Genomic DNA, 11,255 nt, shown 5'->3' with positions numbered 1-11,255 from the left:
TCGATCGCGATGTCATACCCCGCATCGGCGTGGCGCATGACGCCGGTGGCCGGGTCGTTCCACAGCACGCGGCCAATCCGCTTCGCCGCTGCCTCGGTACCGTCGCAGACGATCACCATGCCGGCATGCTGGGAGAAGCCCATGCCCACGCCGCCGCCATGGTGCAGCGAGACCCAGGTCGCGCCGCTGGCGGTGTTGAGCAGGGCGTTCAGCAGCGGCCAGTCGGACACCGCGTCGGAGCCATCGGCCATCGCTTCGGTTTCGCGGTTTGGCGAGGCCACGCTGCCGCTGTCCAGGTGGTCACGTCCGATCACCACCGGCGCCTTCAGTTCGCCGTTGGCGACCATCTCGTTGAACGCCAGTCCGAGTCGATCGCGATCACCCAGGCCGACCCAGCAGATGCGCGCCGGCAGGCCCTGGAACTTGATCTTCTCGGCGGCCATGTCCAGCCAGCGGTGCAGGTGGGGATTGTCCGGAATCAGTTCCTTCACCTTGGCATCGGTCTTGGCGATGTCTTCCGGGTCGCCACTCAGTGCTGCCCAGCGGAACGGGCCGATGCCGCGGCAGAACAGCGGGCGGATGTAGGCCGGCACGAAGCCGGGGAAGTCGAACGCGTTCTCCACGCCTTCTTCCAGCGCCATCTGCCGCAGGTTGTTGCCGTAGTCCACGGTCGGCACGCCGAGTGCGTGGAAGCCGAGCATGGCGCGGATATGGTTGGCCATCGACGCGCGCGCTGCTTTCTCCACTTCCTTCGGCGCGGACACGCGCTTTTCGTCCCATTGCTCGACGGTCCAGCCCTGCGGCAGGTAGCCGTTCACCGGGTCGTGCGCGGAGGTCTGGTCGGTCAGCAGGTCCGGCTTCACGCCGCGCTTGAGCAGTTCGGCCAGCACGTCGGCGACGTTGCCGAGCAGGCCCACCGACTTCGGCGTGCCGGCCTTGCAGGCTTCATCGATCAGGCGCAGCGCTTCGTCCAGGTTGTCGGTCCAGGTGTCAAGGTAGCCGGTGCGCAGGCGCATGTCGATGCTGCTCTTGCGGCACTCGACGGCCAGGCAGGAGGCGCCGGCCATCACGGCGGCCAGCGGCTGTGCGCCGCCCATGCCGCCGAGGCCACCGGTGAACAGCCACTTCCCGGTCAGGTCGCCACCGAAATGCTGGCGCCCCATCTCCACGAAGGTCTCGTAGGTGCCCTGCACGATGCCCTGCGCGCCGATGTAGATCCAGCTGCCTGCGGTCATCTGGCCGTACATGGCCAGGCCCTTCCTATCCAGCTCGTTGAAGTGGTCCCAGTTGGCCCAGCGCGGTACCAGGTTGGAATTGGCGATCAGCACGCGCGGCGCATCGGCGTGGGTGCGGAACACGCCCACCGGCTTGCCCGACTGCACCAGCAGGGTCTGGTCGTCGTCCAGGCGCTTGAGCGTTTCGACGATGGCATCGAAGCTCTCCCAGTCGCGTGCGGCGCGGCCGATGCCGCCGTACACCACCAGTTCCTGCGGGCGCTCGGCCACATCGGGGTGCAGGTTGTTCATCAGCATGCGCAGCGGCGCTTCGGTCAGCCAGCTCTTGGCGTTGAGCGTGGTGCCGGTCGGCGCGGCGATGGTGCGGGACGGGTCGTTGCGGGTCATGCGGCGCTCCGGTTCGTAGCGAATTCAAGGCAGGCATTGAGCACCTGCGCCAGGGTGTGGCGCAGCGGTGCGGCGTGGTCGGGGTCGAGCGGCGTGGGCCAGCTGTGCTCGTCCACCTGGTCCGGCAGGGGTTCGTGCATGTAGCCGCGGCAGGCCAGCTCCATCTGCAGGCTGTGCACGCCGCCGGCGATGTTGCTGTAGTGGCGGGTGATCCAGCCACCCTTGAAACGGCCGTTGCGCACCTGGCTCATGCCACTGATCTTCAGCAGGTTCTCCACCACGTCGCTCAAGGCGTTGTCGCAGGACGTGTCAGGTGCGCCGGACGGGCCAGCGGTGCCCAGGTTGAACTGCGGCAGCTCCCCGTCGAACAGATGCGGGATGTGTGAGCGGATCGAGTGCGCGTCGTACACCACCACGGTGCCGTGGCGTGCACGCAGGCGCGTGATCTGCGAAGCCAGCGCATCGTGGTAAGGCAGGAAATACGTGTCGCGGCGACGGGCGATTTCTGCGTCGTCCGGTTCGCGCCCGGCGTGGTACAGCGGCTGGTTGTCGAAGGTCGTCAGCGGGCACAGGCCGGTGGTGTTCTGGCCCGGGTACAGCGACACGCCGCTGGGATCGCGGTTGAGGTCGATCACCGAACGCGAGATTGCCGAGCGCACCGTGGTCGCGCCCATGCCACGCACGAAGTCGTACAGCTCGTGCACCCACCAGTCGGCGTCGCGGCGTGCCAGCCACGGCGAGTGGTAGTCGCCGATCAGGTCGTGCGGCAGCTCGCTGCCGGTATGCGGGAAGCTGACGATGAGGGGGGCGTCGCCCTCGTGCACCGTCAGCCATTCGGGAAGGGTCGTCATGCCTGCGGTTCCACGGTCGGCAACAGATCGCCCAGGCCCTGCGCCAGCGCACCGCTGCGCACCAGATTCGTGGCGGTCACCATGTCCGGATGGAAGTAGCGGTCTTCTTCCAGTGTCGGCACCTGCGCACGCAGGCTGGCGCGCACGCTTTCCAGCGCGGCACTGGAGCGCAGCGGGGCGTGGAAGTCGCAGCCCTGTGCTGCGGCCAGCAGTTCGATACCGATCACGTTGGCGGCGTTCTCGGCCATCTGCATCAGGCGGCGTGCGCCGTGCGCGGCCATCGACACATGGTCTTCCTGGTTGGCCGAGGTCGGGATTGAATCAACGCTGGCCGGGTAGGCGCGCTGCTTGTTTTCCGAGACCAGTGCAGCCGCGGTCACCTGCGGAATCATGAAGCCGGAATTCAGGCCCGGGCGCGGGGTCAGGAACGCCGGCAGGCCGGACAGCGCCGGGTCCACCAGCATCGCCAGGCGGCGCTCGCTGATCGAGCCGATCTCGCACACCGCCATCGCCAGCATGTCGGCGGCGAAGGCGACCGGCTCGGCGTGGAAGTTGCCGCCGGACAGTGCTTCGCCGGTGTCGGTGAACACCAGCGGATTGTCGGAGACGCCGTTGGCTTCGATTTCCAGCGTGGTCGCGGCCTGGCGCAGGATGTCCAGCGCCGCGCCCATCACCTGCGGCTGGCAGCGCAGGCAGTACGGGTCCTGCACGCGCACATCGTTGTCGCGGTGCGATTCGCGGATGTCCGAGCCCTGCATCAGCGCGCGCAGCGTCGCGGCAGTGGCAATCTGCCCGCGCTGGCCGCGGATGGCGTGGATGCGCGGGTCGAACGGCGTGTCCGAGCCCTTGGCCGCTTCCACCGACAGCGCGCCGGTGACCAGTGCGGCCTGGAATACGGTCTCGATCTCGAACAGGCCGGCCAGCGCGTAGGCGGTGGAGAACTGCGTGCCATTGAGCAGCGCAAGGCCTTCCTTCGCTCCCAGTTCGATCGGCTGCAGGCCGGCACGTGCCAGGGCATCGACCGCCGGCAGGCGCTCGCCATCGATGAAGGCTTCGCCCACGCCCAGCATCACGCTGGCCAGGTGCGAGAGCGGCGCCAGATCGCCCGAGGCACCCACCGAGCCTTGTGCCGGCACCACGGGCAATACGCCCTTGACCAGCATCGCTTCGAGCAGCAGCAGGGTTTCCTCGCGAATGCCCGATGCGCCCTGCGCCAGGCTGACCAGCTTCAGCGCCATCATCAACCGCACCACGCTGGCCGGCATCGGCTCGCCCACCCCGGCGGCATGCGAGAGCACGATGTTCCGCTGCAGGGTGGCCAGGTCTTCGCGCTCGATGCGCACGCTGGCCAGCTTGCCGAAGCCGGTGTTGATGCCATACACCGGTGCGCCTTTGGCGACGATGGCGGCGACGGCTGCGGCACTGGCGCGCACCACCGGCAGCGCGGCCGGGTCCAGTGCAAGCGGCGCACCGCGATAGACCTGCCGCCATTGGGCGAGAGTGACATGGCCGGGGCGAAGAACCAGGGTGTTGCTCATGTGTTGCTCCAGGAGGCAGGCAGGTCGGGCTGGCCGCGCACCACGCGCGCGTGCAGCGGGTTGAATCCAATGCGATAGACCAGGTCGGCAGGGGCGTCGATGTCCCAGATCGCCAGGTCACAGTCCATGCCGACGGCGAGGCGGCCGATGCGCTCACCATGGCCGAGCGCGCGCGCTGCTTCACGGGTGAAGCCGGCGATGCACTCGTCCACGGTCAGGCGGAACAGGGTCGCGCCCATGTTCATCGCCAGCAGCGGGCTGGTCAGCGGCGAGGTGCCCGGATTGCTGTCGGTGGCCAGCGCCAGCGGCACGCCGGCCGCACGCAGCGCGGCGATCGGCGGCAGGGTGGTATCGCGGGTGAAATAGAAAGCACCGGGCAGCAGCACGGCGACGGTACCGGCAGCGGCCATCGCGGCGATCCCGGCATCGTCCAGATGTTCGATATGGTCGGCCGACAGTGCACCGAAGCTGGCCGCCAGTTCGGCACCGTGCTGGTTGCTCAGCTGTTCGGCGTGGATCTTCAACGCCAGTCCGTTCGCGCGGGCGGCCTCGAATACCTGCCGCGCCTGCGCGGGCGAGAAGGCGATGTTCTCGCAGAACACGTCCACCGCTTCGGCCAGGCCTTCGGCAGCAATGGCCGGAATCATCACCTCGCACACCTCGTCGGTGTACTCCTGTGCCTCGCGGCCCGGCGGAATCGCGTGTGCACCGAGGAAGGTGGTCACCACGTTGACCCGGCATTGCTCGCCCAGCGTGCGTGCAACCTGCAGCTGCTTGCGTTCGTCGGACAGGGTCAGGCCGTAGCCGGACTTGATCTCGATCGTGGTCACGCCTTCGGCGCGCATCGCCAGCAGGCGCGGGCGGCTCTCGCTGGCCAGTTGCTCGGGCGTGGCAGCGCGGGTGGCGCGCACGGTGGAGACGATGCCGCCGCCGGCACGGGCGATCTCGGCATAGCTCACGCCCTGCAGGCGTTGCTCGAATTCGTTGGCGCGGTTACCGGCGTAGACCAGGTGGGTGTGGCAGTCGATCAGGCCCGGCGAGATCCAGCGGCCTTCGCCATCGATGCGGGTGGTCGGCTGCAGCTGTGCATCGCTGCCGGCCGGGCCGACGTGGACGATGCGGCCCTCGGCGCAGGCCAGTACGCCATCGCGGATGACACCCAGGCCCTCGCCATCGAGGGTGATTAGGTGGACGTTGGACCAGAGGGTATCGACGTGCATGGCATCCACAACGCGGCTGTGCTTATATGTCTATACAATATAGGTGTCCATTTCGGGTTGTCCAGCCATGTCCGATTCGCGTTCCCCGCACTGTTTCCATGCCGCCCACGCCCTCCTGGCCGATGGCTGGGCCCGTGATGTCCGCCTGCAGGTACAGGACGGTCGTATTGCGGCGATCAGTACGGGGCAGGGCGCCCAGCACGGCGACACCCGCGCCGGCATCCTGGTGCCGGGCCTGCCCAACCTGCACAGCCATGCCTTCCAGCGCGGCATGGCTGGCCTGACCGAGATCGGCGGCGGTGACGGTGACAGCTTCTGGAGCTGGCGCGAGCTGATGTACCGCTTCCTGGCCCACCTGCGTCCGGACGCGGTGCAGGCCATCGCCGCCCAGGCCTACATGGAAATGCTGGAAAGCGGCTTCACCCGCGTCGGCGAGTTCCATTACCTGCACCACGACGCCGATGGCCATGCCTATGCCAATCGCGCCGAGATGAGCGCGCGGATTGCCGCTGCGGCCGATCAGACCGGCATCGGCCTGACCCTGCTGCCGGTGTTCTACGCGCATGCCGATTTCGGTGGCGCGCCGCCGAATCCGGCGCAGCGCCGCCTGATCCACGACGTGGACGGTTTCGCGCAGCTGCTGGACGCCGCCAAGCCGGCGTTGGCCGCGCTGCCCGATGCGGTGCTCGGCATTGCACCGCACAGCCTGCGTGCGGTCACCGGCGAGGAACTGGGCGCGTTGCTGCCGTTGACCGACGGCCCGGTGCACATCCATATCGCCGAGCAGGTGCGTGAAGTCGAGGCCTGCCTGGCCTGGAGCGGCCAGCGCCCGGTGCAGTGGCTGTACGACCATGCACCGGTCGATGCGCGCTGGTGCCTGGTGCATGCCACCCACATCACCGATGACGAGCGCGCGGCCATCGTCGCCAGCCAGGCTGTGGCCGGCCTGTGCCCGATCACCGAAGCCAATCTGGGCGACGGCCTGTTCCCGATGCAGGCGTTCGCCCGCGAGGGCGGGCGCTTCGGTGTCGGTTCCGATTCCAATGTGCTGATCGATGCAGCTGAAGAACTGCGCCTGCTTGAGTACGGCCAGCGGCTGACCCTGCGCGGACGCAACGTGCTGGCGCCGGATGCCACCCGCAGCACCGGTCGTTTCCTGTTTGAAGGTGCATTGCACGGTGGCGCACAGGCGCTGGGCGTGGCCGCTGGCCTGCAGGTGGGCGCCAGTGCCGATCTGGTCGAACTGGATGCCGCACACCCGGCGCTGCAGGCGCGACAGGATGACGCATGGCTTGACAGCTGGGTGTTCGCCGCACGTAATGGCGCGCTGCGATCGGTCTGGCGGCATGGCCGCCAGTGCGTGGCCGACGGCCGCCACCTGCAGCGCGAGGCGATCACCACCGCCTTCGCCGCCGCCCTGAAGGGCGTGCTGGGCTGATCGTCTCCGCCACCGGGATCCCATTACGTGAAGGCCAGCAAGTCCGCCACGCTCAACCAGCGTATCCGCAGCGATCTGGAAAGCCGCATCCTCAGTGGGGAGTGGGCGCCGGGCTTCCGGATTCCGTACGAGCACGAACTGATGGAGCAGTACGGCTGCTCGCGGATGACGGTGAACAAGGTGCTGACCGCACTGGCCGAGAGCGGCATGATCGAACGCCGCCGTCGTGCGGGTTCATTCGTGGCGCGTCAGCCGCCGCACCTGGAGCAGGTGGCGCTGGAGATTCCGGATATCGCGATGGAGGTCGGTTCGCGCGGCCATCAGTACGCGTACCGCCTGCTGCAGCGCGAGCTGCGCCTGGCCGACGCCGGCAATGCCGGTGAAGTGGAGCTGGCGGGCAGCGAGAAGCTGCTGGCGATGCGCTGCCTGCACCTGGCCGATGGCCGTCCGCTGGCGCTGGAGCATCGCCTGATCAGTCCGGTCGGCGTGCCCGAGGTACTGGAAGTCGACTTCAGCACCACCGCGCCGGGCAGCTGGTTGCTGCAGAACGTGTCCTGGACGCGCGCGCAGCATCGCATCAGTGCCTGGGGTGCGGACACCGCCACGGCCAGGCTGCTGGACGTGAAACCGGGCACCGCCTGCCTGGTGATCGAGCGCCTGACCTGGCGCGGTGAACAGCCGATCACCCGCGTGCGGCAGGTGTTCCTGGGGGATGCCTGGGACCTGGTTGCGCGCTTCGCGCCGGGCGCTCGCTAGGGATTCCATCCACGCATGGCGTGGATCTACTGGTCCGGTACGGCTGTCGTCTTGAACTCTGTTGGTGCGTGTGTGCGATGTGTATCGTCCCTGCATGAAGAGCAGGGACCTCATCCGGGGTCTGGAGGCGGCAGGTTGGACCTGTTGCAGGATTCGCGGATCCCATCATGTATTCGTGCACCTCGCAGTGGCCTCACATCATCACCGTGCCTCACCCCAGAAAGGATCTGGGCAAGGGGCTGGTTCAGGCGTTGCGGAAGCTCGCAGGACTGACGTAGGAGGTCCCATGCGCTATCCAGTCTTGATTGAGGCCGGCGATGAACGCACCGCGTGGGGGGTCATCGTTCCCGATCTGCCGGGGTGCTTCTCGGCAGCCGACACGCTTGACGATGCACTCAGCGCGGCCGAGGAGTCTGCGCTTGCCTGGATCGATGCGGCCCTGGATGAGGGGCGCTCGATTCCGAGTCCTTCTGCGCCACAGAAGATCGTCGCCGAGGCTCCCAGTGGTACGGCCTGGATTCTTGCCTACATCTGCATTGATCCATCTCTGCTGGACGACACCATCGAGCGGGTCAACATCAGCCTGCCGCGTCGCATCCTGGCCAGGCTGGATGCGCAGGCCAGGGCGGCCGGCGAATCCCGCTCCAGTTACATCGCCCATCTCGCAGCATTGGGCTGAGCGGGCGCCCTGTAGAGCCCAGCCCATGGTCGGCTGCTGTTCGCGCGTTGCGCGATGAGTCGAGCGTGGCTCGACTCTGCAAAGGCATCCACGCATCGCGTGGATCTACCAGAGATTCGTGTGTCGGGATTCAGTAGGTCCACGCCATGCGTGGATGTTGCCCCATCAATACGTAGCGCACTGCCGCCAGCGCACCGGCTCATCCACGCCGGGGCGGGCATTGAGCTGGATGCGCACGTTGCGCAGGGCGGGGTAGTGCAGCACTTCCTCGCAGACCTGCGGCCACACCGCGTCCAGTTCGCCGGTGCGGTTGATCGCCAGCGTCTGCCGGGTCAGCCAGACACCGCTGGCGATGCCGGGCTTGCCAGCCAGGGCACGGGCCAGATCGGCCTGGTAGCGATCCAGCGTGGCTGCATCCGGATTGGGGTTGCTGCGCGGGTCGGCCGCCGGGGCGACGGCAGCCGCGGGTGAAGAGGCGGCCGGGAGCACTGCCGCGGTGCCAGCAGGTTCCGCCGCAGGCGCGGTTGAAGGCGTCGCCACCACCGACGCTGCAGCAACCGGCGCGGCCTCTTCCACACGCAGGCCCTGCAGGCCCAGGCCAACCAGCAGCCCCAGCGTTGCCGAACCCAGTGCGGCGATGGCGATGCGGCGCAGCGCTTCGTGCCGGGCGCTGGCGCGCACGCGCGCTTCGATGTCGCCGGGCAGGTAAGGCTGCAGCAATGGCCACAGGCGCGGGCCGTCCAGCACTTCAACCGCCTGCTTCTCGGCGGCGCTGCGGCCGTCGCGCTCGATGCGGCCTTCGGTCAGCAGCACGCCGCCCTTGGCGCCGGCCAGGCGCGCGGCCGCACCCAGCTCGTTCACTGCGGCGGTGCCGATGCGGTAGGCCAGGCCATGCTTGCACGACACCAGCCAGTGGTTGGGGCCATCGCTGAGCATGAAATCGCTGCTTGGCTCGCGGGCTTCTTCCGCCGGATCGATCAGTTCACGCAGGCCGCGCTGTTCGCGCAGCATGCGCTTGACCAGAACGGAGAATTCGCGCCAATGCATGCCCGCCAGGGCCTGCAGGCCGAGTTGCATCTCCTTCTGCCGCCGCTTGACCCACCACAGATAGATAACGGCCAGGAAACAGCTAAGCAGGGCCGACAGCAGGGCCAGGATCCAGGGGAGCATGCAGGAGTAGGGCGGAAGGGGCGAAAGCGGAGAACGACAGTGTAAAGGTCGCGGTGCCTGGCCGGGTCAGGATGTTCCTGACAGAAAGCGTGATGGAGCGCGCAGATCGGCGTACAGCGGGCACGAAAAACCCGCCAATCCTGAAGCCGTGAGGGGAGGGAACAAACGGCAGCCGAAGCGATTGGCGGGTTGCTCGCGATTGTCAATCAATTTTTATTGCATTGCAACAATCGTGGTCAGGGCACGCTGTCCGGTGACTGATGGCTGCCCGGAGCAGGGGCATCGGTGCCGGACGCGGCGCGGTTTTCCAGCTTGGCCAAGCGCGCGTGCAGGGCATCAATGCGCGCCTCCAGCGCGGTCACTTCGTCGGCGGTGGGTACATGCAGGCGCTTGAGTACGCCCTGCACCTGGTCATCGAAGGCCTTCTCGACCTTGTTCCAGGTGCCGGAGGCCTTCTCGCGGGCCTCGTCCAGCGAGGTCTCGACATTGTCACGCCAGCCCGGGCCCTGGTCGCCGTTGCGTTCACGGCGGCGGGCTTCCCAGGCTTCGCCTTCCTTCACAAGGCCGTCGAAGAAGCGGCTGCCCTCGGCCTGGGCGCGACCCAGCGCACCCAACCCGGCCAGCCAGACCTGCTGGGCCGAATCGCTCAGCTTGCGCGAGAAGCGCTCGGCCTGGTCACCGAAAGAGGCATCGTCGTTGCGGCGGTCGTCGTTCTCGTAGTGGTTCATCGCACTTCCCGTGGGAGTTGGGCCTGCCCCCGAGAGTAGCGCGCACCGGCGTTGCACGGCCGTGACGGCCGCCGCCGGGGTTCAGCCCAGCTTTTCCTTCAGCACACGCTGGATCTCGCCTTCGACCATGCCCTTCATCGCCGACAGCAGGAAGCCCAGCTTGGCGGTTACGCGCACCGCGCCCGGCTGCAGTTCGATCGCACCGTCCACGCCGCTGCCGGAGAAGTTCAGTACGTCGGCGGTCCAGGACGACTTCAGGCCAAAGCGCTCGGACAGCTTGGCAGCGACCTGTTCGATCGCGGCGCGCGCCTGTGCATCGGGCAGGGCGTGGGCGTGGCGGACATCGATGGTGGACATGCAGGCTCCTGGCGCAGGGCGGGGATGGTCGAAGAGGGCAAGCATTGTGCGCATCAAGGGCCGCCGCGCCAAGCACTCATCGTGGGTTCTTCTTCGTTGGCGACCAACCTGCTAGGCTGCGCCGCGTGCAGAACCTGCTTGTTCACTTCAGTCAACAACAACAGCCCGACCAGCCCTTGCGGCCCGGGGTGCAGCGCATCGTGCGCCAGGCCAACGGCAGCGTGCGGCTCGGAGATCCTGGCCACGGCGCACTGCTGCTGGCCCAGTTCTGCATGGATGATCGCGGCCTCTGGCTGCAGGTCGGCAACGGCATCCGCGGCGTCCACGTCAACGGTCGCCCGGTACGCCGGATGGCCCTGCTGCGTGCAGGCGATGCGGTGTATGTGGATGGCGTGGAGATGGTCCTGCAGGGCGAGGTCGAAAGCCTGCTGCAGGCGCCTGCGCCGAAAGCCGAAGATGGCAGCGACGAGCAGCAGCGGCTGCTGCGCGGTGTCGGCGGTCTCCATCATGGCCGCAGCTTCACCCTGTCGCGGGCCCGCCTGATCGGGCGTGGCAACGAGGCCGACATCGCCATCGATGACCCGGCTTTTGCCGAGCAGCATGCCCGCGTGGAAGTGCACGGCGAACGCGTGCTGCTGCGCGATCTCGGCAGTGCCGACGGCACCCGCGTCAATGGCGTGGCCGTGCGCCATTGCTGGCTGCAGGCCGGCGACCAGGTGGTGTTCGATGGCCAGCACCGTTTCGTGCTGGAAGTGCCGCATGATCCGCGCCGACGGTCGTTGCCGGTCGAGGACGAGTCGGGCGAGGACGTGGAACAGGCGCCGGTGCTGCCGGCCGCGCCGCGCAGGGTGCGGCGCTGGCCGTGGCTGCTGGTCAGTGCGCTGCTGCTGGCCGCG

The 11,255-nt window shown here is 67.9% G+C and carries 11 protein-coding genes; 4 read left to right on the top strand and 7 right to left on the bottom strand.

All coding sequences use genetic code 11. The features are described 5' to 3' along the window. The 4 genes from hutU to hutI form a co-directional block, all read right to left on the bottom strand. Positions 1 to 1,622, bottom strand: a 1,622-nt coding sequence (gene hutU / locus N5E02_RS18020; RefSeq protein WP_279946569.1) for a urocanate hydratase, incomplete at its 3' end; no start/stop codon positions are given. After that, entirely contained in the window at positions 1,619 to 2,473 is an 855-nt protein-coding gene (hutG, locus tag N5E02_RS18015; RefSeq protein WP_005417319.1) for an N-formylglutamate deformylase, read from the bottom strand. The genes hutG and hutU, both read right to left, overlap by 4 nt. Continuing rightward, positions 2,470 to 4,011: a histidine ammonia-lyase gene (gene hutH, locus N5E02_RS18010; protein ID WP_005417317.1), complete on the bottom strand. Its 1,542-nt coding sequence runs from the start codon at positions 4,009 to 4,011 to the stop codon at positions 2,470 to 2,472. The genes hutG and hutH overlap by 4 nt, the downstream gene beginning before the upstream one ends. After that, positions 4,008 to 5,231, bottom strand: coding sequence for an imidazolonepropionase (gene hutI, locus N5E02_RS18005; protein WP_139727324.1), 1,224 nt, complete (start codon positions 5,229 to 5,231; stop codon positions 4,008 to 4,010). Before hutI ends, hutH begins: the two co-directional genes overlap by 4 nt. A gap of 67 nt (positions 5,232 to 5,298) precedes the next feature. Here hutI and N5E02_RS18000 point away from each other — a divergent pair, with 67 nt between their 5' ends. The 3 genes from N5E02_RS18000 to N5E02_RS17990 all read left to right on the top strand — a co-directional run bounded on the left by N5E02_RS18000 (position 5,299) and on the right by N5E02_RS17990 (position 8,104). After that, complete coding sequence (locus tag N5E02_RS18000) at positions 5,299 to 6,669, top strand: formimidoylglutamate deiminase (protein WP_139727323.1); 1,371 nt, start codon at positions 5,299 to 5,301, stop codon at positions 6,667 to 6,669. Positions 6,670 to 6,696: 27 nt separating this feature from the next. Then, positions 6,697 to 7,425: a histidine utilization repressor gene (hutC, locus tag N5E02_RS17995; protein ID WP_005417312.1), complete on the top strand. Its 729-nt coding sequence runs from the start codon at positions 6,697 to 6,699 to the stop codon at positions 7,423 to 7,425. 286 nt (positions 7,426 to 7,711) lie between these two features. Then, the gene (locus N5E02_RS17990) at positions 7,712 to 8,104 is read left to right on the top strand and encodes a type II toxin-antitoxin system HicB family antitoxin (RefSeq protein ID WP_005417308.1); all 393 of its coding nucleotides are present in this window, start codon (positions 7,712 to 7,714) and stop codon (positions 8,102 to 8,104) included. 165 nt (positions 8,105 to 8,269) lie between these two features. Here N5E02_RS17990 and N5E02_RS17985 read toward each other — a convergent pair whose 3' ends face one another. The 3 genes from N5E02_RS17985 to N5E02_RS17975 all read right to left on the bottom strand — a co-directional run bounded on the left by N5E02_RS17985 (position 8,270) and on the right by N5E02_RS17975 (position 10,359). Continuing rightward, positions 8,270 to 9,274, bottom strand: coding sequence for a restriction endonuclease (locus tag N5E02_RS17985; RefSeq protein WP_279946568.1), 1,005 nt, complete (start codon positions 9,272 to 9,274; stop codon positions 8,270 to 8,272). A 236-nt stretch (positions 9,275 to 9,510) separates the two neighbouring features. Next, a complete protein-coding gene (locus N5E02_RS17980) occupies positions 9,511 to 10,002 on the bottom strand; it encodes a phasin family protein (RefSeq protein WP_053497278.1) in 492 nt (163 codons plus the stop codon). Positions 10,003 to 10,083: 81 nt separating this feature from the next. After that, positions 10,084 to 10,359 carry a polyhydroxyalkanoic acid system family protein gene (locus N5E02_RS17975; RefSeq protein WP_005417302.1) on the bottom strand — a complete coding sequence of 92 codons (276 nt, stop codon included), beginning with the start codon at positions 10,357 to 10,359 and terminating at the stop codon, positions 10,084 to 10,086. 125 nt (positions 10,360 to 10,484) lie between these two features. Here N5E02_RS17975 and N5E02_RS17970 point away from each other — a divergent pair. Then, positions 10,485 to 11,255, top strand: a 771-nt coding sequence (locus tag N5E02_RS17970) for an FHA domain-containing protein (protein ID WP_279946567.1), incomplete at its 3' end; no start/stop codon positions are given.

It is taken from the genome of Stenotrophomonas sp. GD03777 (assembly GCF_029842485.1).
Taxonomy (GTDB): domain Bacteria; phylum Pseudomonadota; class Gammaproteobacteria; order Xanthomonadales; family Xanthomonadaceae; genus Stenotrophomonas; species Stenotrophomonas sepilia.
This window is presented reverse-complemented; position numbering and strand designations above follow the sequence as displayed.

Bases quoted from the DNA above. Each gene is read 5' to 3' on its own strand.
- N5E02_RS17985 (WP_279946568.1), bottom strand. From the start codon at position 9,274: ATGCTCCCCTGGATCCTGGCCCTGCTGTCGGCCCTGCTTAGCTGTTTC.
- hutG (WP_005417319.1), bottom strand. From the start codon at position 2,473: ATGACGACCCTTCCCGAATGGCTGACGGTGCACGAGGGCGACGCCCCC.
- N5E02_RS18000 (WP_139727323.1), top strand. From the start codon at position 5,299: ATGTCCGATTCGCGTTCCCCGCACTGTTTCCATGCCGCCCACGCCCTC.
- N5E02_RS17990 (WP_005417308.1), top strand. From the start codon at position 7,712: ATGCGCTATCCAGTCTTGATTGAGGCCGGCGATGAACGCACCGCGTGG.
- N5E02_RS17975 (WP_005417302.1), bottom strand. From the start codon at position 10,359: ATGTCCACCATCGATGTCCGCCACGCCCACGCCCTGCCCGATGCACAG.
- N5E02_RS17980 (WP_053497278.1), bottom strand. From the start codon at position 10,002: ATGAACCACTACGAGAACGACGACCGCCGCAACGACGATGCCTCTTTC.
- hutH (WP_005417317.1), bottom strand. From the start codon at position 4,011: ATGAGCAACACCCTGGTTCTTCGCCCCGGCCATGTCACTCTCGCCCAA.
- hutI (WP_139727324.1), bottom strand. From the start codon at position 5,231: ATGCACGTCGATACCCTCTGGTCCAACGTCCACCTAATCACCCTCGAT.